General features: G+C 61.0%; 26 protein-coding genes. 4 read left to right on the forward strand and 22 right to left on the reverse strand.

The window, feature by feature from the left end; genetic code table 11:
• Positions 1–74 precede the first annotated feature (74 nt).
• The 5 genes from B0B52_RS11420 to B0B52_RS11445 form a co-directional block, all read right to left on the reverse strand.
• Entirely contained in the window at positions 75–707 is a 633-nt protein-coding gene (locus B0B52_RS11420; RefSeq protein WP_077593772.1) for an SCO family protein, read from the reverse strand.
• On the reverse strand, positions 704–1,621 hold the full coding sequence (cyoE, locus tag B0B52_RS11425; protein WP_077593773.1) for a heme o synthase: 918 nt from the start codon (positions 1,619–1,621) through the stop codon (positions 704–706). Before cyoE ends, B0B52_RS11420 begins: the two co-directional genes overlap by 4 nt.
• Complete coding sequence (locus tag B0B52_RS11430; protein WP_077593774.1) at positions 1,618–2,862, reverse strand: heme A synthase; 1,245 nt, start codon at positions 2,860–2,862, stop codon at positions 1,618–1,620. The genes cyoE and B0B52_RS11430 overlap by 4 nt, the downstream gene beginning before the upstream one ends.
• Before the next feature lie 232 nt (positions 2,863–3,094).
• Positions 3,095–3,724, reverse strand: coding sequence for a hypothetical protein (locus B0B52_RS11440; RefSeq protein ID WP_139351925.1), 630 nt, complete (start codon positions 3,722–3,724; stop codon positions 3,095–3,097).
• A gap of 107 nt (positions 3,725–3,831) precedes the next feature.
• On the reverse strand, positions 3,832–4,578 hold the full coding sequence (locus tag B0B52_RS11445) for an SURF1 family protein (protein WP_077593777.1): 747 nt from the start codon (positions 4,576–4,578) through the stop codon (positions 3,832–3,834).
• An 18-nt stretch (positions 4,579–4,596) separates the two neighbouring features.
• Here B0B52_RS11445 and B0B52_RS11450 point away from each other — a divergent pair, with 18 nt between their 5' ends.
• Complete coding sequence (locus B0B52_RS11450) at positions 4,597–4,818, forward strand: twin transmembrane helix small protein (protein WP_077593778.1); 222 nt, start codon at positions 4,597–4,599, stop codon at positions 4,816–4,818.
• A gap of 101 nt (positions 4,819–4,919) precedes the next feature.
• Here the strand turns inward: B0B52_RS11450 and B0B52_RS11455 are convergent, their stop codons facing one another.
• The 8 genes from B0B52_RS11455 to B0B52_RS11485 all read right to left on the reverse strand — a co-directional run bounded on the left by B0B52_RS11455 (position 4,920) and on the right by B0B52_RS11485 (position 11,468).
• Positions 4,920–5,801 carry a cytochrome c oxidase subunit 3 gene (locus B0B52_RS11455; RefSeq protein ID WP_077593779.1) on the reverse strand — a complete coding sequence of 294 codons (882 nt, stop codon included), beginning with the start codon at positions 5,799–5,801 and terminating at the stop codon, positions 4,920–4,922.
• A 65-nt stretch (positions 5,802–5,866) separates the two neighbouring features.
• Positions 5,867–6,076 (reverse strand): DUF2970 domain-containing protein, encoded by a 210-nt coding sequence (locus B0B52_RS11460; RefSeq protein WP_077593780.1) that lies wholly within the window; start codon positions 6,074–6,076, stop codon positions 5,867–5,869.
• Positions 6,073–6,687 (reverse strand): cytochrome c oxidase assembly protein, encoded by a 615-nt coding sequence (locus tag B0B52_RS11465; RefSeq protein WP_077593781.1) that lies wholly within the window; start codon positions 6,685–6,687, stop codon positions 6,073–6,075. Before B0B52_RS11465 ends, B0B52_RS11460 begins: the two co-directional genes overlap by 4 nt.
• A 3-nt stretch (positions 6,688–6,690) precedes the next feature.
• Positions 6,691–6,804: a cytochrome oxidase small assembly protein gene (locus B0B52_RS22585; RefSeq protein ID WP_217349795.1), complete on the reverse strand. Its 114-nt coding sequence runs from the start codon at positions 6,802–6,804 to the stop codon at positions 6,691–6,693.
• Positions 6,805–6,832: 28 nt separating this feature from the next.
• Positions 6,833–8,467, reverse strand: coding sequence for a cytochrome c oxidase subunit I (gene ctaD, locus B0B52_RS11470; RefSeq protein WP_077593782.1), 1,635 nt, complete (start codon positions 8,465–8,467; stop codon positions 6,833–6,835).
• A gap of 98 nt (positions 8,468–8,565) precedes the next feature.
• Positions 8,566–9,684, reverse strand: coding sequence for a cytochrome c oxidase subunit II (gene coxB, locus B0B52_RS11475; protein ID WP_254425700.1), 1,119 nt, complete (start codon positions 9,682–9,684; stop codon positions 8,566–8,568).
• A 227-nt stretch (positions 9,685–9,911) separates the two neighbouring features.
• Positions 9,912–10,382: a DUF2244 domain-containing protein gene (locus tag B0B52_RS11480; RefSeq protein ID WP_254425693.1), complete on the reverse strand. Its 471-nt coding sequence runs from the start codon at positions 10,380–10,382 to the stop codon at positions 9,912–9,914.
• Positions 10,383–10,553: 171 nt separating this feature from the next.
• Positions 10,554–11,468, reverse strand: a complete 915-nt coding sequence (locus B0B52_RS11485) for a methyltransferase domain-containing protein (protein WP_077594081.1) — start codon at positions 11,466–11,468, stop codon at positions 10,554–10,556.
• Between the two features lie 74 nt (positions 11,469–11,542).
• Here B0B52_RS11485 and B0B52_RS11490 point away from each other — a divergent pair, with 74 nt between their 5' ends.
• Entirely contained in the window at positions 11,543–12,238 is a 696-nt protein-coding gene (locus B0B52_RS11490) for a ComF family protein (protein ID WP_077593785.1), read from the forward strand.
• Between the two features lie 164 nt (positions 12,239–12,402).
• Entirely contained in the window at positions 12,403–12,897 is a 495-nt protein-coding gene (locus B0B52_RS11495) for a tRNA (cytidine(34)-2'-O)-methyltransferase (RefSeq protein WP_077593786.1), read from the forward strand.
• Here the strand turns inward: B0B52_RS11495 and B0B52_RS11500 are convergent.
• On the reverse strand, positions 12,894–13,844 hold the full coding sequence (locus tag B0B52_RS11500; RefSeq protein ID WP_077593787.1) for a LysR family transcriptional regulator: 951 nt from the start codon (positions 13,842–13,844) through the stop codon (positions 12,894–12,896). The genes B0B52_RS11495 and B0B52_RS11500 overlap by 4 nt on opposite strands.
• Before the next feature lie 213 nt (positions 13,845–14,057).
• Between B0B52_RS11500 and B0B52_RS11505 the strand changes: the two genes are divergently transcribed.
• Entirely contained in the window at positions 14,058–14,366 is a 309-nt protein-coding gene (locus B0B52_RS11505; RefSeq protein WP_168173539.1) for a DUF4148 domain-containing protein, read from the forward strand.
• A gap of 95 nt (positions 14,367–14,461) precedes the next feature.
• Here the strand turns inward: B0B52_RS11505 and B0B52_RS11510 are convergent, their stop codons facing one another.
• From B0B52_RS11510 to B0B52_RS11545, 8 genes are all read right to left on the reverse strand, one after another.
• On the reverse strand, positions 14,462–14,917 hold the full coding sequence (locus B0B52_RS11510) for a MaoC family dehydratase (protein WP_077593789.1): 456 nt from the start codon (positions 14,915–14,917) through the stop codon (positions 14,462–14,464).
• A 91-nt stretch (positions 14,918–15,008) separates the two neighbouring features.
• On the reverse strand, positions 15,009–15,626 hold the full coding sequence (locus B0B52_RS11515; RefSeq protein ID WP_077593790.1) for a ParA family protein: 618 nt from the start codon (positions 15,624–15,626) through the stop codon (positions 15,009–15,011).
• Between the two features lie 219 nt (positions 15,627–15,845).
• Entirely contained in the window at positions 15,846–17,804 is a 1,959-nt protein-coding gene (locus B0B52_RS11520) for a serine/threonine-protein kinase (protein ID WP_077593791.1), read from the reverse strand.
• A gap of 67 nt (positions 17,805–17,871) precedes the next feature.
• The gene (locus B0B52_RS11525) at positions 17,872–18,759 is read right to left on the reverse strand and encodes an adenylate/guanylate cyclase domain-containing protein (RefSeq protein ID WP_077593792.1); all 888 of its coding nucleotides are present in this window, start codon (positions 18,757–18,759) and stop codon (positions 17,872–17,874) included.
• 214 nt (positions 18,760–18,973) lie between these two features.
• Entirely contained in the window at positions 18,974–19,729 is a 756-nt protein-coding gene (locus B0B52_RS11530; RefSeq protein ID WP_077593793.1) for a sulfite exporter TauE/SafE family protein, read from the reverse strand.
• 231 nt (positions 19,730–19,960) lie between these two features.
• Complete coding sequence (gene pcaF, locus B0B52_RS11535) at positions 19,961–21,163, reverse strand: 3-oxoadipyl-CoA thiolase (protein WP_077593794.1); 1,203 nt, start codon at positions 21,161–21,163, stop codon at positions 19,961–19,963.
• A gap of 43 nt (positions 21,164–21,206) precedes the next feature.
• Positions 21,207–21,854 (reverse strand): 3-oxoacid CoA-transferase subunit B, encoded by a 648-nt coding sequence (locus B0B52_RS11540; protein ID WP_077593795.1) that lies wholly within the window; start codon positions 21,852–21,854, stop codon positions 21,207–21,209.
• Position 21,855: 1 nt separating this feature from the next.
• Entirely contained in the window at positions 21,856–22,557 is a 702-nt protein-coding gene (locus B0B52_RS11545) for a 3-oxoacid CoA-transferase subunit A (RefSeq protein ID WP_077594082.1), read from the reverse strand.
• Positions 22,558–22,569 lie beyond the last annotated feature (12 nt).

The raw sequence follows: 22,569 nt of genomic DNA on the forward strand, positions 1-22,569 counted from the left end.
TGCGAAAAGCAGGAGGCAAGCTGGGCAATGGTGAGGGCTGCATGTTGGATGTACCGCCCCGACGGGCAGTTCTTTCAGTTGTTTTTGAGCAGAAGACGGATGTCGGAAGCCAGTGCCGCAGCGCCGCTGCCGTAACGGCTGTACAAGCGGACTTTGCCCAGGGGATCGAACACATAGCTGCCAGCGGAATGGTCCATCGTGTAGCTGCCGGGTGTCTTGCCCTCGACCTTCTTGTAGAAAATCTTGAAGTCTTTGGCAAGCTGCGGCAATTTGTCGAGTTCAGGACGAAGTGCCAGAAAGGTCGGGTCAAAGTTGGCCATGTAGGCCTTGAGCACTTCACGGGTGTCGCGCTCCGGGTCCAGCGTGACAAAAAGGCCCTGCAGACGCTCACCGTCACTGCCCAGCAGTTTCTTGATCTCGGCGAGTTCAGCCATCGAGGTGGGGCAAACATCCGGGCATTGGGTGTAGCCGAAAAACACAACCACCACCTTGCCCTGAAAGTCCTTGATGCTGCGCGACTGGCCGTTGTGGTCGGCCAGCGCGAAGTCACGTGCATAGTCGGCGCCCGTGATGTCAATGCTGGTGAATTGCGGCTTGGTTTCACCGGAACATGCACTTAAAAGGCCGGCAGCCCCTGCCGCAAAAGCGGCGCCAGCTATTAATTTGATAGTGTTTCGTTTGCCGGGAGAAGCAGGTGACGTGCTCATACGAGGTAATGATCCAGCAGCAGGGCTGCAAATAAAACAGACAGGTGAATCAGCGAAAAGCGGAAGGTCTTGCGCGCCAGTGCGTCGGAATAATGGCGCCACAGGCGCCAGCCGTACCAGCTGAAACCAATGCTCAGGCCAATCGCTACCACCAGGTAGAGCCAGCCGCTCATCTTGAACACAAAAGGCATCAGGCAGGCGGCGAACAGCACCAGGGTATAGAGAAACACCTGTAGGCGGGTGAATTCGTTGCCGTGGGTAACCGGCAGCATGGGCAGGCCGGACTTGCGGTAGTCCTCCACGCGGTACAGCGCCAGCGCCCAGAAGTGCGGCGGTGTCCAGAGGAAAATAATCAGGAACAGGATCAGGGCCTCGGGGCTGACGACACCTGTCATGGCGGCCCAGCCAAGCACCGGCGGCATGGCCCCCGACGCGCCGCCGATCACGATGTTCTGCGGCGTCAGCGGTTTGAGAATCACCGTGTAGACCACCGCATAACCGACAAAAGTTGCAAAGGTCAGCCACATGGTCAGCGGATTGACCCAGACGTAAAGAATCCAGGAGCCGACGGCGCACAGCACGGTGGAAAACGCGAGCGTCAGCGGATTGCTGATTTGCCCCTGCGCCGTGGCGCGCCAGGCGGTGCGCCGCATCTTCGCATCGATCTGCTGCTCGACCAGGCAATTAAAGGCCGCGGCAGCACTCGCCACCAGCCAGATACCGGCACAGGCTATCAATGCCAGTTGCACCTCCGCCCAGCCCGGCACGCCGGGCACAGCCAGCACCATGCCGATCAGGGCGCAAAACACGATCAGTTGCACCACGCGCGGCTTGGTCAACGCGTAGAACTGCGCGAACTTGGAAGGCACAAAGGAAGCGGCCGCGACGGAAGCGGAAGAGTCGGACGGGTTCATAGGCTGGCAGCCCTCAATTTTGACGCACTTGCCACCTGGCCGGTGCGACGGCTGGAAAAAACAGCACCGGTGAGTACCACCACCAGGGCAGCAGCCCCACCGGTGTGTGACACAGCGGCCACCAACGGCCAGCCCAGCACGACGTTGCTCAGACCGGTTGCAAACTGCCACAAGGCCAGCCCGCCAATCCACAATCCGTAGGAACGCATGGCAGGCAAATGCCGCAGCCGGCTCGCCAGCCAGAGCAAGGCGGCAAAGACGACATAGGCCGCGAGCCTGTGTACATAGTGAATGGCCGTCAGGGCCTGGAAGCTGATGTTGTCACCATCCCGCCCCACACCCAGGGCGCGCAAGAAGGTAAAGCCTTCCCGCAGATTCATGGCTGGCCAGAAACTGCCCTGGCAGGACGGAAAATCGGTGCAGGCCAGTACCGCGTAATTGGTGCTGACCCACCCACCGAGCGCGATCTGCAGCCAAAGCAAGGCAAAGGTCGCCAGCAACAGAAGCCAAGTGCCCGACGGCAGGGAAACAGACAAAGACTCCCCCTGTGCCTGCGCGTAACGCACCGCTTGCGCGCGCAGCAGGGCCAGCAAGATCAAACCGCCAAGCAGGTGCAGTGTGACGATCAAGGGAAACAGTTTCATGGTGACCGTGAGCGCGCCAAAAGCGCCCTGAATACAAACCCACACGAGGGTCGCCGTCGGCCACCATGCAGAAATAACGCCCCCACGCTCTTCACTGCGTGCAAGTCGCTGCCCCCCGAGGGGGCCGCTGCGCCTTCGGCCCGGCATAGCCGGTTCCGCGGCCCCTGCTGGTCTGGAGCCCTTCTGCGCACGACCTTCAAGCCAAGTGAAAAGTGTCAGCGTCAAAATCAGCACGCCGACACCTGTGGCCAGATAACGGTGAATCATTTCTACCCAGGCTTTGGCATGGGTCACCGGGCCGGTAGGCATGGCTGACTGCGCCTCGCTGATGGGCTGCTGCGCGCCCACCGGACTGGCATGGCCGTAACACCCCGGCCAGTCGGGGCAGCCGAGCCCGGAGTCCGTGAGGCGCGTAAAAGCACCAAACAGCACTAGGTCAAAAGTCAGAAACAGGGTCACCAGCGTAAGCACCTGCAGGCGCCGCGCCATGGGCTGGTTCTTGTTGCGCAGCCACACCCAGGCCAACGGGCCCAGTGCCAGCACCAGGCCCATGCCCATCAGGCGCAGCGCCGGACTCAGGTTGTAGAGGTCGGTCATGGTGCCCCCACGGTCGCGCACTTCGTGTCGCTCCCTGCCCCCCGAGGGGGCCGCTGCGCCTGCGGGCCGGCGGAGCCGGACCCGCGGCCCCTGCTGGCAACAGCCGCGTGCGACATCTCCCCTCCTGTGCCAGTTCGAGCCGCGGAACCGGCTTTGCCGGGCCGCAGGCGGGCGGCCCCCACGGGGGGCAGCGCATTACACGCAGCCGAAGGCGCAGTGAAAAGCGTGGGGGTCATAGCCTGCCGGCTTTGTCCCACGAACTGGAAGCACGCATCAGGCGCTCCAGGTCGCGTTTGGCGCTGGCTGCGCCAGCGGCGTCCAAGCCTGCAGGAAATCGCATCATCCAGTTGCCCAGCGGATCCACCACATAGAGGTGGTCTTGCAGGCGCTGGCCGGCGGCGGCCTGCAGCCACTGGTCCAGGCCGGCCACACGCAGCACCGTGGCGCCCTGCAGCGCTGGTTTGAGCTTGTCGGGAATCGCCGCCTCATCACTGACCAGCCATACCCGGTCCAGCCGGTCCTTCTCGCGCCCCAGTGACTCGCGCAGCTGGCGCTGAAAATAGAGGGACTGCTGGCAGGCGCTGTCGCAGGCGCCGCCCGCAACGCTGACCAGCAGCCACTGGCCCTTGAGCGCGGTCAACTCTATGCGGTTGCCGTCCGGTGCGACCGCCGCCAGGGCCGGAAGCGGGCGCTGCGGGTCAATCAACTCGCCATAGTTGCGCCGGCCTTCGGGGCGAATCACGTAGTAGGTGAAGTAGGAGGCAACGACAGGCGCTGCACACACCAACAGCACCGCCAGCATTTTCCAGCGGCCCGAACGTGTGTCAGGGGCACTGGCAGCCATTGCACCGGGCTGTGGCATGGCATGCACGGTCAGGCCCAGCGGCTGGTCCTGACCGGCTGCTGCGGCGCGGCCTGCAGATGACAGGGAGGAATCGGGCTGGGGATGTTGCACGTTGAAATCGCCGTTCAGGGTTGGGGGTGAGACGCGTGCCGCTTTTTGCGGCGCGGGGAAATCAGCTGGAACCATAGATACAAGCCGGCAACCAGGGCGCACAGGCCAAACCACTGGAAGGCATAACCGTAATGTTTGTCGACGCCAACAGCGGGCGCCGCCCAGTCACGCAGCAGTCCTTCGCTTGCCGGCCCTGTTTGCAGCAACGAAACCATCAACAGGGGCTGGCCAATTTCAGCGCTGAAAGCAGCGACGTCGAGATTTTGCCGGATACGCCCGTTTTGCACGCCTTCGAACTCGTATAGCTTGGACGGTGGCGGGGCCATGCGGCCGCGCACACTGACGAGGCCTGGCGGCGTTGAAGTGGCAGGAAGCCGTGTGCGGTCGGCGAAGTCACGCGGAATCCAGCCACGCTGCACCAGAATCCACGGCCGGCCATTTTCCAGCGCCAAAGGCGTCACCACCCAGAAACCCGACCTGCCGCCCATGGGCCGATTCTCCAGGTACACCGTGTGCGCCTCCTGCCACACGCCCTGAAGCAGCGCCTGCCGGTGCAACACATTTGCTATATTTTCAGTAGCTAACAGCGCCCGATTATCAAGGGCTGGAAGCGTATTTCTTTGTTCAATGGCCGTTTGCAACGCTGTTTTCTCCGCTGCGCGGCGCAACTGCCAGTTGCCCAGGGAAAAAGTCAGCGCGACTGTCAGCACGGCAGCCACCGTCACCACCCAGAAGCGGGCGCTCTGCAGGGAGGCATTCATGCGCGGATAATCCTGCTCATGACTTACCTCGTAGCACTTGCATTTTTGGCCATCCTCGCCAGCCTGGGATCAGCACTGTTTTTCATGCTCAAGGACGGCAGCAACGGCAAAGCCAAAACCAGCAACATGGCGCGCGCGCTGGCCTTTCGTGTGGGGTTTTCCATCCTGCTGTTTCTGTGCATCCTGATCGCCTGGAAACTGGGCTATATCCAGCCCACCGGCATTGCCGCAGGCAAATAATTAAGTTCAAAAACAAAGGCCGCTGTTCGCGGCCTTTTTTCTTTGTTTTGTTGTTGCACAAAGCAGCACAGCTTGCGCCGTGGCGGCCCTGCCGCGCCGCCTCAGAGCCAGTAGACCAGCATGTACAGGCCGAGCCAGACCACGTCCACAAAATGCCAATACCATGCAGCGCCCTCAAAGCCAAAGTGGCGTTCGGGAGTGAAATGGCCTTTTTGCAGGCGCAGGGTGATGAACAGCAGCATCAACATGCCCACAAACACGTGAAAACCGTGAAAGCCTGTGAGCATGAAAAAGGTCGAGCCATACACGCCGGAAGACAATTTCAGATTCAATTCTGAATACGCGTGGGAATATTCGTAGCCCTGCACGCACAGGAAAATCACGCCGAGAAGCACGGTCATCCACATGAATGCAATCGTCTTGCCGCGATGATTCTCGCGCAGCGCGTGGTGGGCGATGGTCAGCGTGACGCCGGAGCTGAGCAGCAAAGCGGTGTTGATGGTCGGCAACCAGAACGGTCCCATGGTCGTGAACGGCTCGATGATGTCGGCAGGGGACGCGGTCACACCCGGAGCAACACTGGGCCAAACTGCCTTGAAATCAGGCCAGAGCAAGGCATTTTCCAGGCCGCCGAGTTCCGGAACGGAATGCACACGCGCCCACCACAAAGCCGTGAAGAAGGCACCGAAAAACATGACTTCCGAGAAAATGAACCAGCTCATGCTCCAGCGGTAGGACAACTCGACCTTGTGGCCATAGAGCCCACCTTCACTTTCGGTCACGGCGGTACGAAACCACAGGAACAGCACGGCAAGCCACCAGGCCATGCCAAAAGCCAGAGAGTAAGCACCCCAGCCAGCGCCATTGATCCACTGACCTCCGCCAAAAAAGACGAAAAACAGTCCGATAGCCGCCATCACCGGATAAGCCGAAGGCGCCGGAACGAAGTAATACGGGGTTCCTGCATGTGCTGCTGAAGACATTTCCAACTCCTGTTTCGCTAAATTCTAGTATTCAAAAATCAATGATGGCCGGTCGGGCGCCCCCGCTATTTGCCCACCACCCAGGTGGCCAGAAGAATCAGGCCGCCAACAAAAACCAACACACCCACCAATGCCGCAATGACAATGTGCACCGGGTTGAGCTGCTCAACATCTTTTTCGTACTCACCCCGGCTGCGCAACCCGACGAATGACCAACCCACCGCCTTGATGGTGCGCCAGATCGAGCCCTTGCGCTGCGTCAGCGGCGTGCTCATACGCCCGATCCCGGGCGCTGAACAGCCAGATCAACTGCAGCAACCGGGCCTGCTACAGGTGCAGCCGGCGTTTTTCCGCCAACCTCAAAAAACGTATAGGACAACGTGATGGTGGCCACGTCTTTCGAGAGCTTGGGGTCAATCACAAAAACCACCGGCCACTGCTTTTTTTCACCAGGCGCCAGGGTGTATTGGCTGAAGCAGAAGCATTCAAGCTTGTTGAAATATGCTCCGGCCTGCAGCGGCGCATAACTCGGTATGGCCTGGGCAGACATGGTGCGGTTCTGCACATTCTGGAACTCGTACATCACTGTCATCAGCTCGCCTGGGTGCACCTGCAGCGAACGCTGCGCCGGCTTGAACACCCAGGGGCCACGTGCATTGGCATCAAACTCCACGGTGATGCTGCGGCTGGTATCCACCTGGGTGTTGGCCGCCATCTTCGGAGTCGCGCCGGGAATCTGCCGGTCGCCGAGGGCCAGGATATTGATGCCGGTCATCTCGCAAATAGCTTTGTAAATGGGCACCAGCGCGTAACCGAAGGCAAACATGCCGAGCACAATCACGCCCAGCTTGCCCAGCATCCGGAAATTTTCGCGTTTCAGGCCCATGTTTCAGCCTTTGCCGAAAAAGACCAGCTTGGCCATGATGCCGAGAAAGAACACCACCGCTATCGAGGCGAGGATCAGCCCCAACCGCAGATTGTTCTTTTTCTGTTCAGGTGTCATGGCACGCAGGCTATCTCTTCAGAACGGCTCAGTAACCAATCACCTTGGTTGCCGTGGCATCAAGGCGCGGAGGCGTCTCGAAGGTGTGGAAGGGTGCGGGCGAGGCCACTTCCCACTCCAGGCCTTCGGCTCCGGCGCCATCAGGATCGTTCCATGGCCGTTGTGAGGCTTTTTCACCCTTGCCGCGCATGGTGGGCAGGACCACGAAGAAGAAGAAATAGACCTGTGCAAAACCGAAGAAGAAGGCACCCACGCTGGCGATCGCATTGAAATCTGCAAACTGCATCGGATAGTCGGCGTAACGGCGCGGCATGCCGGCCAGGCCCAGGAAGTGCATCGGGAAGAAAGTCACGTTGAAGGAAATCAGCGACCACCAGAAGTGGATTTTGCCGCGGGTTTCGTTGTACATCACGCCGGTCCACTTGGGCGACCAGTAGTAATAACCGGCAAACAGCGCATAGAGCGAGCCCGCCACCAGCACGTAGTGGAAGTGGGCCACCACGTAATAGGTGTCCTGCACCTGGATGTCAATCGGCGCGACGGCCAGGATCAGGCCGGTGAAGCCGCCCATGGTGAACACGAAAATGAAACCGACGGCAAACAGCATGGGCGTCTCGAAGGTCATGGAGCCCTTCCACATGGTCGCGATCCAGTTGAAGATCTTCACGCCGGTCGGCACGGCAATCAGCATGGTCGAGTACATGAAGAACAGCTGGCCGGTCACGGGCATGCCGGTGGTGAACATGTGGTGCGCCCAGACGACAAAACTCAGGATGGCGATGGAGCCGGTGGCGTACACCATGGAGGCGTAGCCAAACAGGCGTTTGCGGGCAAAGGCCGGAATGATCTGGCTGATGATGCCGAAGGCCGGCAAGATCATGATGTAGACCTCGGGGTGGCCGAAGAACCAGAAAATGTGCTGAAACATCACCGGGTCGCCACCGCCGGCGGGGTTGAAGAAGCTGGTGCCGAAGTGACGGTCGGTCAGTGTCATCGTGATGGCGCCGGCCAGCACGGGCATCACGGCGATCAGCAGGTAGGCGGTGATCAGCCAGGTCCAGCAGAACATCGGCATCTTCATCAGTGTCATGCCGGGTGCGCGCATGTTCAGAATGGTCACGATGATGTTGATCGAACCCATGATGGACGAAGCGCCGAGGATGTGCAGTGCAAAAATGCCGGCGTCCATGGACGGGCCCATCTGCAATGACAACGGCGCATACAGCGTCCAGCCGCCGGCAGGAGCGCCACCGGGCATGAAGAAAGAGCCGACGATCATCAGACCGGCAGGAATCAGCAGCCAGAAGCTGAAGTTGTTCATGCGGGCAAAAGCCATGTCGGCCGCGCCGATCTGCAGCGGGATCATCCAGTTCGCAAAACCGACGAAGGCCGGCATGATGGCACCGAACACCATGATCAGGCCGTGCATGGTGGTGAGCTGGTTGAACAGCTCCGGATTGACCAGTTGCAGGCCAGGCTGGAACAGCTCGGCGCGGATCATCAGGGCCAGCAAACCGCCAACCATCAGCATCGTGAAGCTGAACAGCAGGTAAAGCGTGCCAATATCCTTGTGGTTGGTCGCAAACACCCAGCGACGCCAGCCCGTCGGGGCATGGTCGTGGTCATCATGCGCGTGATCGTGATGGTCTAGAACTGCACTCATCTTGGCTTCCTTTGGTGGCTTTTGCCTGTAGCTTTGTCTTTGCGCCGGACCAGATGGCCCGACCGGATGCTTGTTAAATCTGCGGGAGGTCCCGGGCCTTATTTGCGCGCGGCCTGCACTTCAGCGGGCTGGACGAGCTGGCCGGTCTGGTTAGACCAGTTGTTCTTTGTGTAGGTGGTCACCGCGGCAAGATCGGTATCGCTCAACGCTTTCCACGAAGGCATTGCGCCACCGGCCGCGCCATTGAGCAGGACCTGGAGTTGCTTGCCGTGGTCCTTGTCCATAACGATGGCTGAACCGTCCAGCGGCTTGATCGGGCCTGCGCCCTTGCCATTGGCCTGGTGGCAGGCTGCACAGTTTGCGGCATAAACCTTCTCGCCGCGGGCTTTCAGCTCGGGCAGCACCCACACCTTGGAAGGATCGTCGGCCTTCGCAGCGGCTTCCTTGACCTTGATGCCAACCCATTTGCTGTAGTCCTCAGCCGAGAGAACCTTCACATGGATGGGCATGTAGGCGTGTTCCTTGCCGCACAGCTCGGCGCACTGGCCGTAGAAGTCGCCGGTCTTTTCGGCCCGGAACCATGTGTCACGCACAAAGCCGGGAATTGCATCCTGCTTGATACCGAAAGCCGGCACCATGAAAGCATGAATCACGTCATTGGCAGTGGTGATGATGCGAATCTTGCGATCAACGGGCACCACCAGCGGGTTGTCCACCTTGAACAGGTAGTCGTCCGGGGCCGCACCGGCTTTTGGACCGCCGCTGTTCGACATTTCACGATGGGTGCTGTCCAGGGTCGAAACAAAACCAATGCCTTCGCCTTCGCCCTTGATGTAGTCGTAGCCCCATTTCCACTGCATGCCGGTCGCCTTGATGGTCAGATCAGCGCCGGTGGTGTCCTTGGAGGCCACGAGCACCTTGGTAGCGGGCAGCGCCATCAGGATAACGATCACGAACGGAACGATGGTCCAGATGATTTCGACGGTGGCAGATTCGTGGAAATTGGCGGCCTTGTGGCCGGCGGCCTTGCGGTGCTTCCAGATTGAATAAAACATCACACCGAACACCGCCAGGAAAATGACCACGCAAATGATCATCATGAACCAGTGCAACCAGTGCTGCTCTTGCGCGATTTTGGTCACGGCCGGATGCAAATTGAGCTGGTTGACAGCAGGGCCGCCAGGCAGGTCGTTGACCGCGTAGGCTGCGGTGCTCATCCAGGCAGCGAGCAGTGCCGTGACGGCGGCCAGCTTACGGCTCGCTTGCAGGACCAGGGAATTCAAAACTGCGCCGGCTTGCTTCATGCCTGACCCTATTGTTGTGCGTACGTTCATCGTGATCACTTTTAATGCCTCAATTACCGACTGATTAAGCTATTGATTATAAAGTCAGCCCCGACACCGTCCGGGCACCCCCGGACCGACGCCCCGCCATCCGGCTTCACTCAGCAACCACGCAACGCGTGGCGAATTTCCCGCGCAAGTGCCGGCCGCAACTCCGGTCGCACATGCCGCCCTACGCTGACCGAGCTGCCCTGGCCCGACACCTCAATCAACGAACCGTCACCGCTTCTGGGCTCCACGCGGACACATTCACGATTGAACTCTGCCCGTTCAAGCCGCCCTGCACTTTCCAGCTCTACGACCAGATAACTGCCCTGCAGCACGATGCGTTCCCCATCCTTGGCGTGCCGGGCATACGTCCGAAAAGCCAACCCCACCGCCACCAACTCCAGCCATGCAAAGGGCATCACCAGGGTCGCGCCCTGCACCCAGAAAAATCCGGCAATGCCGAGCGAGACGACGCACAGCGAGACATACAGCCCCAGCAGTTGCGCCGGCGTCACCGAGCAGTTGCGCTTGAGCTGCCACTGGACCGCCTGCGAATCCTGGCCGCCATGGCGAGGAGCAGTCAAACGAAACCCGGGGTGGATGTGCGACACAGTGCAGCACTCAAAAAATTGCCGCCGGTCAAACGCTTTCGGCGGCCTTGTGCATGGGAACATACCCAAAATTCGACTTTGGATTGTAGCCGGGTTTACCCCGTGCAGACCTCGCCCGTGGGGACCCATTCCGCCTGTTATGCCTCAACTCTTGGCGTCTGTGGACGAGCTGCGCGGCACCTGCAGCATGGCGCGCATGTCCTGAACCGATACAGCACTCATCGCACTGAGCTTGATTTTCGGCGGCGCCTTGAGAGCATGGCCATAAATGATCTCGAAGGTCAGGGAGAGCCGACCATCGGCCTGGCGCGGCAGATGCTCTGTCAGCGCCTGCAACAGCCGCGCGCGCCAGGCCCGGCCGCGCAAGGCGGGAAACCGTTGAGGATGGAAATTTCGGCCCAACTCGCGTAATTCCTGCAGCAGGCGCTGGGGTGTCTCGTAGGTCAAGGTAATACGTTCCATGTCCATCACCGGCTCGGCAAAACCGGTTTGCACCAGCATGTCACCCCAGTCGTGCATGTCGGTGAGCTCGTGACCGGCCGGCGGCCAGCCCATCAACTGGTAAATGGCACGCAATTCACGCACACTGTCCGGCCCGAGACACGAAAACATCAGAAACCCACCGACCCGGAGTGCTCGGTGCCATTGCTTCAGCAGCGCCTGCGGATCAGCGCTTTCGTGCAAGGCCATGTTGGCCCAGAGCATGTCCACACCGGCGGGTGGCGGGGCCTCGAAATGCACGGCACGGCTCGTCCATCGTTTGGGGTTCCACCATGGTTTTGCTATATTTTTTATAGCTGCTTGCGCCCGAACCGCATCGGGTTCCTCCACAAAACACTCTGCATCACGATAGGTATCAGCGAGTTGCCGGTGTCCCTGCAGACCGCCACGCACGGCCGCCCAATGCGCCCAGACCTGCGGTTTAAGCTTGATCCACTGCAACCTGCCCTGCATGCGCTGCGCCACTTCTTCGTGAAGCCAGGGCGACGCCGCCGGCGCCACGCGCTGCCAGCGGGCGACGGCAATCGGATCCAGGGTGGGGGGACGTTCGTTGGACATGAAAGGCAATGGGGAAGAAGCGCCGAGTATATTGACACGATGTTGCTGCGCCTGCCCAACCCGGCCCTCCCCTGATGCTGAAAAACCTGGCCAGCCAGTGCGCGGTCTGTCACAGCTGGCCTGCGCGCCGTATCTGTACCCATTGCGAGGCGCGCTTCGCCAAACCGATGTCACGCTGCAGGACATGCGCGCTGGCGTTGGTTACCGGCCTGGACCAATGCGGTGCCTGTGTTCGGCAGCCGCCGCCACTGGATGCCTGTTTTGCCGCGGTGACCTATGCCTACCCCTGGCCAGCGCTCATTGCAGACTACAAATTCGGTCAGGACCCGGCCTGGGCGGGCGTGTTTGCAAAAATGCTGCTGAACACGCCGGAGGTTGCAGACAGCCTGAACGCTCTGCAGCGCGGTGACTGGTTGTTGCCCATTCCGCTGTCGTCAGCGCGGCTCGAAACCCGCGGGTTCAATCAGGCATGGGAACTGGTGAAGGCCATTGGCAACCATGGCGCGAGGCTGAGTCAGGCAGACGCACGCTTGCTGCTGCGTATAAAAAACACGCCGCCCCAGTCGCAGCTCAAGCGGGAGGCGCGGCTGCGCAACGTCAAAGGTGCGTTTGTTGTCGATCCCTTGCGCGTGCCCGAACTAAAAGGCCGCCGCGTGCTGCTGGTTGATGACGTGATGACCAGCGGCGCGTCCTTGTTCGCAGCTGCGCAGGCCTTGCGCGAAGCAGGTGCCGCCGTGGTTACTGCTGTGGTCATTGCAAGGACTGAATAGCCCCCACGGTAGATATGGCCCCCACGGTCGCTCACTTCGTGTAGCTCCCTGCCCCCCCGAGGGGGCCGCTGCGCCTGCGGACTGGCAGAGCCAGATCCGCGGCCCCTGCTTGAAAGGGAGAGAGCTTCTCGTAGTGCCCACCTACTCACACGCGACAATCGGGCATGTTCAATATCGTTCTGGTCGAGCCCGAGATCCCGCCCAATACCGGCAATGTCATCCGGCTGGCCGCCAACACCGGTTGCCGCCTGCATCTGGTGGAACCGTTGGGATTCTCGATGGATGACAAGCACATGCGGCGGGCAGGCCTGGACTATCACGAGTATGCGGAACTCAAACGCCACGCCGGATGGCAAACGTTTCTGGACACCGAACAACCCGATCCGCAGCGGCTGTTTGCCTTGACCACACGCGGCACCAGGCTTGTGCACGACGCGGATTTCCTGCGGGGCGACTGGCTGGTGTTTGGCTCGGAAACCCGCGGCTTGGCACCGGCGGTGCGCGCGATGTTTGCCCCCGCGCAACAACTGAAGTTACCCATGCTGGCCGGCCAGCGCAGCCTGAACCTGTCCAACGCCGTGGCCGTGACGGTGTTTGAAGCCTGGCGTCAAAACGGTTTTGCTGCGCTGCGGCCTGCCGGCAACATCGATCCCGGTTAAGGCGCGCCAGCTGTATTTTTGTCCGTCTGGCGAGGCTCGGCCTGCGCGGCCTTCAAGCGCGTCTGCTCAATCAGGAACTCCATGAAAACTCTGGCGCGCGCCGGAACGTACTTGCGGCTGGGCAAGGCTGCGTACAGGGTAAAACGCCCAGTGATCCAGGGCGCCATCAGGCGCTGCAATTGCCCGTCATGCAGGTAGTTCGCCACCAGATCGAGAGGCTGGGCACTGATACCGGCGCCATCGAGCGTTGCGCGCAACAAGGTGTCGGTGTGGTTGGCCACGAGCACCGGCTTGATGTCAACCGCGACCTCCCTGTCGCCCTCCTCCGGGTTGATCAGCAACCATTCGCGCTGCCGCGCGCCTGCCTGGCTCAGACGCAGGACCGCATGTTTGCGCAAATCTTCGGGCTGCTGCGGCATTCCGGCGCTGCTCAGGTAGCGGGGAGAGGCACACAACAGGCCCTCTGACACAATCACCGGCCGCGCCACCACGTTGGCGTCATAGAGCGGGCCGGCACCCAAAATCGTCAAATCGAAGTCTTCAATCGGGGGAATGAGCGGCGAGTCCACCGTGATGTCCAGCACCACCTTGGGGTAGCGACGCCTGAACTCTGCCACCAGCGGCGCCAAGATGTATACAGCCATCACGGGCTGGGTGTGGATGCGCAGCAGTCCTGCCAGTTCATCGGTTTGCTGGCGCGTGGACGTTTCCGCTTCGTCCACGTCGTTGAGGATATGCCGCACCCGCTGAAGGTAAGCCTGTCCGGCCTCTGTCAACGACAGTTTGCGCGTCGTGCGCTGCAGCAAACGGGCACCCAGATGCAGCTCCAAATCGGTGATCAGCCGGGTCATCACGGCAGGCGACATGTCCATCGAGCGGGCAGCGGCGGCAAAGCCGCCATCGTCCACCACCTGCTGGAAAGCGCGCATCGACAAAAGTCGGTCCATAGGGTTAGTACCTAATAAATCAAGCCTTTATTGTTTCATATATAGCAATTAATAATTGAATTAAATGATGTTTTTCTTCTTTGTTGTCAATAGTAAAGTTCATTCATCGATGAGCCGAAACCAATAGAGACGACTCACCGAGGCTGGACAAGACGGGACACGATAGCTCCCGGCCTGCCCGGAATGTCTAATCATTTTTCAAAGGATTCCATCATGAACACCAAATTTGCCGCAACCGCACTGGTTCTTGCTTCCACCCTGATCGCCGGCACCAGCTTCGCCGCCTCCTCTTACCAAGAGGCCGATCGTCACGCACCTTCCGGCCCCAGCACGCTGACCCGCGAAGCCGTGAAAGCCGACTACCAGGCTGCGAAGAAGGCCGGCGGCCTTCCTCCTACGATTGAAGGCCAGGACTACAACATCAAGCCGGTTACAACTTCGCTGAGCCGCGAAGCGGTCAAGGCTGACTACCAGGCTGCCAAAAAGGCTGGTGGACTGCCACAACTCAACAACTACTCCTGATAAACCGCTCCGGCCCTTGCGGGCCGGAGCAATTCATTCAGGTTCCATAAAAAATCCCGCCTTCCGGCGGGATTTTTTTATTCGCGCCAGCAAACTCAGGCGTAGCGCCGCACCAGTGATTCAGCCACGCAGACCGGCTTGGCTGCGCCTTCGCGTTCCACCGTGACCTCCCAGGTCATCTGCACCCCGTCGTTTTCAATGGGCTGGCAAGCGAGCAGTTTCATGCGGGCGCGCAACCGGCTTCCCACCGGTACCGGCGCCACGAAACGCACCTTATTCAAGCCATAGTTCACGCCCATGCGGCTCTGCACGATTTCAAACGAAGATTCAAAAAACTTGGGCAACAGCGACAGCGTCAGGAAACCATGCGCGATCGGCCCGCCAAAAGGTCCGCCGCGAGCCTTCTCCGGATCCACATGAATCCACTGGTGATCGCCGGTAGCCTCTGCAAAAAGGTTGACCTGTGCCTGGGTAATGGTGAGCCAGTCGCTGACAGCCACTTCCTGGCCAACACAGGCCGACAGCTCGGAAAGAGTCTGGAAAGTTTTCATCGCCAGACTTTAACGTTGACTGCGCAGCAGGCTTGTCCAGCCAGCGACACAGCGACGGGCGGCAGGCAGAGCGCCTGCGGCCCGGCCGACCTCACTGGTCAAGCCAGCGGCAGATTCCCTGCCATTGTTCGAGGTCTTTTTCCACCCGGCCCGGTGCCACATCAAATACGGTGAGCCCGCGGGCCGCCAGATGAATATAGTTCTGCGTGTCGCGCAGATAGCCAAGCACCGGCAAGCCGAGGCCTTCGACAAAACCGCGCAGCTTGTCGGCCGCGATGGTGCGGGCGTCGACCCGCATACCCACAATACCCACCTGCATCTTGCCCGCGTGGCGATGTTCGGCAAGCTGGTCCAGAAAACTGCGTGTGGCAAAAATATCAAAGACGCTGGGCTGCAGGGGCACGATCACCTTGTCAGCCAGTTTGAGCACATCGTTGAAACGCCAGCCGTGAAGGCCTGCGGGCGTGTCCAGCACCACGTGGGTAATGCCCTTGGGCGGCTTGACAATCATGTCGGCGTTGACTTCCCAGGTGGCAATCGGCCGCGCCGCCGGGGGGCGCAAGCCCAGCCACAGCCGGGACGATTGCTGGCGGTCCGCATCGCCCAGCATGACCGCATGGCCCTGACTGGCGAAATAACCCGCCACATTGGTGGACATTGTCGATTTGCCGACGCCGCCCTTCGGATTTGCAATCACAACCACAGGCATACAAATCTCCCGGAATTATTGCGCTATGGTAACGGCAGCCACAGCTATGGCCAAAATCGGCACTTTCACGGCCGCCCCGCGCCTAAGAAGCCTGCATTGCAGCAATACGGCCGTCCCCCGCGTTTCTTTATACCAAATAGACCTCAGGCCCTTTAACAACGGGGGCAAGCAGCTCCTGTTTTTATAGCAAATCAGGTGAAAGCCTGGCGAACTTCTCGCTCAGAACCGCTGCGCGTCCTGCGACTCCTTACGCCGCTCCTCCGCTGCGCGCCGCTCAACACAAACCGGGTGCTTGCTGAACGCTGGTTTGGCGCACTGCTCGTTCATGCAGATCTGAAAACCCAAAAAAATCCGGTTTTCGCAGGCCTGCCTGGGACCGGATGCCTGGACCTGGGCTTGGGCGGCTCCGGCGCTTTCGGGCACGGCCACCGGCACCGTCGCTTCCGCCCCCGGTTTGGCCGCGGTAACGGCCTTCGGTACCAACGGCTTGGCGGGTGAAACGGGCTGCACCCGCTTGGCCACGGGACTGAAGGCTGGCGCCTGCGCTGCCATCGCCGGGGATACCCCCGGTTTGGCGGCAGTCGTGGCAGCAGCGGTTGCCGGCACCACGCCACCTGCCGGCACCGCCTCTGCCACCGGTGATGGGCTGGAACCGGGCTTCAAAGCCAGGACGGCCACCACAAGCACGGCCACGCCGGCCGTCGCGGCCAAGGGAATCGCCCAGCTTCGCCGCGCCGGTTGAACGCTCCCGGCGATTGTTGGAGGCACCACCACCTGCGCGTCAGATGAAAGGGCGGCACGAGGCTGGGCCCGCGTCCAGGTTGGATCTTCATCCACACTTTGAGGCTGGGGCGCCACAGCAACAACCGCTGCAGCCTCGGTAGCCCCGGAACCCATCTGCGTTGCGTCAGGGTCCTGAGAAACGGCTGCATTAGCCGCAACAACCGGCGAGTTGGCAGGTGCCACCGGCTCGCTCTGCGTCTGGAGTCGGGTCCACTCGCTGCGCTCCTCGGGAGGGGTGGCCAAGGTAATGGATGCCGTTCCGGTGCCGGAGCCCTCCGTTGACAGGCTACCGCCCAGTTTCCGTACGCGCCGGCGCGCCAGGTCAGCGTAGATGCCGGACGGAAACTTGTCGAGAAAACCTTCCAGGTCTTCCAGATCCTCGGAGTCCTTGATGTCTTTCCAGTACACCAGCTCCAGCTCCTGCGTCACCGTAGAGCCCGTAGAGCCGGTGTCGGTTGAAGAAGCCAGCCTGACGGTGGAGCCCCCGGCGCGGGACTTGCCGGTATCCGTAGCAGTACCGCCGCGGCGGCCCGGCGGGCTCACCGGTGGAACAACGGTGGGGTCGGCAGCGTACTCACTGGCGGCCTGCAGTGCCTGCGCAAACTCCTGCGCTGTGGCGAAACGTTCATCGCGCTTTTTCGCAAGCGCACGCGCCACCACCGCGTCAATGGCCGGTGGCAGCATGGTATTGAAGGTGCTGGGCGCGGCCGCCACATGACCCACGATTTGCTGAATGATGGCGAAGTCGGTGTCGCCATCAAAAGGCCTTTTGCCGGTGAGCAATTGATAAAGGACCACCCCGACCGCAAACAGGTCGGCGCGCGCATCGATCGGTACGCCCTGCACCTGTTCCGGTGACATGTATTTAAGAGTCCCCACCATGGAGCCCTGGGTGCGGGTGGCCTCGCCGGAATCCTGAATGCGGGCAACGCCGAAATCCGTCAGCTTGACCCGTCCGTCGGCCTCGATCAGCAGGTTGGCCGGCTTGACGTCGCGGTGGACAATGCTTTGCCTGTGCGCATAGTCCAGCGCAGACAGCAGGTCGCGCACCATGCCCAGCGACTCTTCCAGCGAATACCGCCGGCCGGCGTCCAGATGGTGCTTGAGGTCCTCGCCCTGGATGAACTCCATGACGAGAAAAGCCATGTCACCATGGCGGTCGGAGTCATACACACTGACGATATTGGGGTGCTGCAGGCGGGCGGCCGAGCGGGCCTCCGTGCGAAAACGCCCTTCGTATTCAGCGGCTGCTTCCGCCGAAAGGTTTTCCACCTTGATGGTCTTGATCGCCACCCGTCGGTCCAGATTGGGATCGCGCGCCTCATAGACAAGCCCCATCGCGCCTTTGCCCAGCACGCGAATGATGTCGTAGCGACCTAACTTGTTCAGGCTCATGGGTGGAAGGGAAACCGGTTGGCGATGGAAAACACGTTTGGAAACAAACGATTCTATCGATAGCCAGTCAGCTGCTGATGGAAAAATTGATCAATGGGCTACCCTCCTTGCGCTCGCAGCCGGCGCTGATCTGCCCGCTGCCGACCAGGTAACACTCGGTCCGGCGCAGTACCACGGCTTCGCTCTGGTTGCCAAAATAGACCCAGGTGCCGTAACTTGAAGCGTCTCCCAGCACAAACTGCCCGCCGCGCCACTCCAGCGTGGCATGCATGCGGGACACCCGCGGGTCGTTCAGGGCCAGGGACGCCCCCGCCCCGCGACCGATGGACACCTTCGGCGTGGCCGCGTGGACTTGCAGGGCCTGCGCACCGGCCACCAGCTCAAGCACCACAGGCCCGGCCTCGGAAACCATGGACCGCCCCATCATGGTCGCGTCTTCATCGCGCCCGCTTTGCCATTCCACACGGTACACATGGCTTGCTTCGGCCCTGCCGCGCAGGTGCATGGGCCCCAGGCTGCGCAGCGAAGTCTGCTGCATCGGCCCCAACGCTTTCCAGACGTTTTGCGTGGTGAGAATTTGCGCCGCACCGGCCAGGTCAGCCAGACGGGCTGCGGAGTTGACGGTATCGCCAAAGCAGTCACCGTCGATTTCGACCACTTCACCCGACTCAATGCCCATCTGCATCTGCACCGGTGCCCCACTGCCACCCGGGCGTATGGGCTTTTCCAGAAAACGCTTCTGAATGCTGATACATGCCGCCAGCGCGTCCCCTTCCTGAGGAAACACAACAAACAAGCCGTCACCCAGCAACTTCACGATCCGGCCGTTGTGCTGTTCGAAGACCTGGCTCAAGGCCCCGACCAGCTGCGTGACAAACCGGGAGGCGGTCTCGTCGCCCAGCCTTTCAAACATGCTGGTACTGCCCACGAGGTCCGCAAAAACGACGGTGGTCATGGAGCGACCACAGCAAACAAAGGAATGAAGAAAACAGCAACGCCGCCAGCATCCGGTGCGAACACGTAAGCATTTGTTTTCATCTGGACGATTTTCACCGAAAACACGTCACAGCCGTGTGTGAGTTTTTACCGGTTGCCGCGCAAACTATGAAACGTTGCCGATGCAGACTCGTTTTTGTCCCGTTCACACTGGACAGAACAGGATCAACGGCCTAGCGAAAACCATCCCAGAGCAGCTTGATGCCGGTGAAAAACATGCCGAGGTAAAGAATCCGGTAGAACAGCACCGGGTCAATGCGCCGGGCCAGCCGCACGCCTATCCATACGCCAATGGGCGCCAGCGGCAGCAACACCAGCGAGGTGGCCATGTTGCGCATGTCCAGCAGGCCCAGCCACGCGTAGGGAATCCACTTGGAAAGGTTGATCACAAAAAAGAAGAAGGCCAGCGTGGCGGTAAAAGTCACAGGTGGCAGGCGCAACGGAATCACATAGGCGCTGACTGGCGGCCCGCCGGCATGAGAAATAAAGCTCGTGAAGCCGGCAGTGACGGTCAGCAACGCGCCCAACCAGCGCGGCGGCAGTGGGCTGTCCGGCTTGGGCGGAAACACCAGGCGCTGCGCCAGGAACAGCAGGGTGAACGCGCCCACGATGCCGGCCACCACATTGGCGGGGAGCACCTTGAACAACAACATGCCGATCAGGGTGCCCACCAGGCCGCACGGCAGGAGAAACTTCGCCAGCCGCATGTCAAAGTTCTTGCGGAAGGCCGCCATGCCGAGGATGTCGATCAACAGCAAAATGGGCATGAGGATGGCCGCCGCCTGCGGCACCGTCACGGCCAACGCCATCAGAGGCACCGCCAGCGAGCCAAAACCGGCGCCGAAACCGCTTTTACTGACACCCAACAGAATGACTGCCGGAACCGCAACAGCGTAGAAGAAGGGGTCGGTGATGAGTGGAAAAGCCACAGGAGGGTCAGAAAAAGGTCGTTCGCCGGGAAGGCCGCTGGTTCAAGACGCCAAACGACAAAGGAAGCTGCCGATTATCGGGCCCGGGCACTTCAGCAGTCGCCGCAGGCACCGCGGGCACCGCGGGCCAATATTCAGGTATCAAATCGGCCTTCAGCCCTTTAACGGCGGGCGCAAGCAGCTATATTTTTCATTGCGATCAGGCGATATGCTCCGCGAAGCTCCTCTGCTTCAGACCCGCTCCAGCACCACGGCGATGCCCTGGCCCACACCAATACACATGGTGCACAGGGCGTAGCGGCCGCCGGTGCGGTGCAGCTGGTTCACTGCTGTGGTGATAAGCCGCGCACCTGACGCGCCCAGCGGATGGCCCAACGCAATCGCGCCGCCATTCGGGTTGACGCGAACATCGTCGTCTCGCAGGCCCAACAACCGCAGCACCGCCAGACCCTGGGCGGCGAAGGCTTCGTTGAGTTCAATCACGTCCATTTGCGCCAGGCTCAGGCCGGTCAGCGCCAGCACTTTTTCGGTGGCGGGTGCGGGGCCAATGCCCATGATGCGCGGCGGCACACCGGCCGTCGCCATGCCCACGATGCGCGCGCGCGGCGTGAGGCCGTTCTGCTTTGCCGCCTCTTCGTTAGCAATCAGCAGCGCACAAGCACCATCATTCACACCCGAGGCATTGCCAGCGGTGACGCTGCCATCCGGCCGCACGGCACCCTTGAGTTTGGCCAGCGCTTCTATCGAAGTTTCGCGCGGGTGCTCGTCCTTGCCCACAACGACGGGATCGCCCTTTTTCTGGGTAATGGTGACGGGTGTGATCTCGGCATCAAAGAAGCCGGACTTCTGCGCGGCCACCGCCTTCAACTGGGAAGCCAGGGCCATCTTGTCCTGGTCTTCGCGGCTGATTTTGTACTCGGCCGCCACGTTCTCTGCCGTTTCCGGCATGGCATCGGTGCCGTATTTTTCTTTCATGAGCTTGTTGACGAAGCGCCAGCCAATGGTGGTGTCGTACATCTGCGCGGTGCGGCTGAAAGCACTTTCGGCCTTGCCCATCACAAACGGTGCGCGACTCATGCTTTCCACACCGCCGGCAATCATCATGCGGGCTTCGCCAGCCTTGATGGCGCGGGCTGCCGTGCCGACAGCATCCATGCCCGAGCCGCACAGGCGGTTGATCGTTGTGCCGGGCAATTCGAGCGGCAGACCCGCCAGCAGCGTGGCCATGTGGGCAACGTTGCGGTTGTCTTCACCGGCCTGGTTGACGCAGCCGTATATCACGTCGGTCACAGCGAGCCAGTCCACATTGGGGTTTCGCGCCATCAGCGCCTTCAGCGGCACGGCAGCCAGATCGTCGGTGCGGACGCTGCTCAGTGCGCCGCCGTAGCGGCCGAAAGGGGTACGGATGGCGTCGCAGATAAATGCCTGGTTCATGTGTGTCCTTTAGTGAAAGTTTCCCTCTCCCTCTGGGAGATGGTTAGGGAGCAATACCAATAGGCAGACCAACCAGCTTTTCCAGCTCGTCGTGCGCCAGCCCATCGACTTTATCAATCAGCCTGAGGCCATGCAGCGTGCATTCCAGCGTGGCCAGATCGGAATAGATGCGTTTCACACAGCCGATACCGGTCAGCGGGTAGCTGCAGGTCTTGACGACCTTGCTCTCGCCCTTTTTGGTCAGCAGGTCCATCATGACCCAGGTTTGTTTGGCACCAATGGCCAGGTCCATGGCGCCGCCGACTGCGGGAATGGCACCAGGCTCGCCGGTGCTCCAGTTCGCGAGATCGCCCGTGCTTGAGACCTGGAAGGCACCGAGCACGCAGATGTCCAGGTGCCCGCCGCGCATCATCCCGAAGCTGTCGGCGTGGTGGAAAAACGCGCCTCCCTTGAGCAGGGTCACCGGCTGCTTGCCTGCGTTGATCAGGTCGTAGTCCTCGTCGCCTTCGCCGGGCGCGGGTCCCATGCCCAGGATGCCGTTTTCGCTTTGCAGGATGACCTCGATACCCTCGGGCAAATGATTGGCAACCTGGGTCGGCATGCCTATGCCCAGGTTCACATACGCGCCGTCGTGGATATCACGTGCCACGCGAGCGGCCAGCTGGTCTTTGGTCCGTTTCTGGTAACTCATGTCAGGCCGCCTGTTTGAAACCGCCGGCCTGCGTCGCCACGCGGCCGATCTTCACAATTTTGTGGACATAGATGCCGGGCGTCACGATGTGCTCTGGATCCATGTCACCGAGCTCTGCGATCTCATGCACAGTGGCCACGGTGAGTTTGGCAGCGGTGGCCATGACGGGGCCGAAATTGCGCGCGGCCTTGCGGTAAACCAGGTTGCCCCAGCGGTCACCGCGCTCGGCCTTGATCAGCGCCACGTCGCCGTGAATCGGCATCTCCAGCACATAGCCATTGCCGTTGATTTCGCGGGTTTCCTTGCCTTTGGCCATTTCGGTGCCATAACCGGTCGGCGAGAAAAAAGCGCCTATGCCGGCCCCAGCCGCACGAATGCGCTCGGCCAGGTTGCCTTGCGGCACCAGCTCCAGCTCCAGCTTGCCGGCACGGTAGAGCCCGTCGAACACATAGCTGTCTGCCTGGCGCGGGAAGCTGCAGATGATTTTGCGCACGCGGCCGGTTTTCAGCAGCGCCGCCAGCCCCGTGTCGGCATTGCCGGCGTTGTTGTTGACGACGGTCAGGTCTTTCGCACCCTGCGCCATCAGGCCGTCAATCAACTCGTTCGGAATGCCAGCCGTGCCAAAGCCGCCAATCAGCACGGTGGAGCCGTCTTTCACGCCGGCCAGGGCGTCAGCCACCGAACGGACTATCTTGTTGATCACAAAGTTGTCTCC

It is taken from the genome of Polaromonas sp. A23 (genome assembly GCF_002001015.1).
GTDB lineage: Bacteria > Pseudomonadota > Gammaproteobacteria > Burkholderiales > Burkholderiaceae_C > Polaromonas.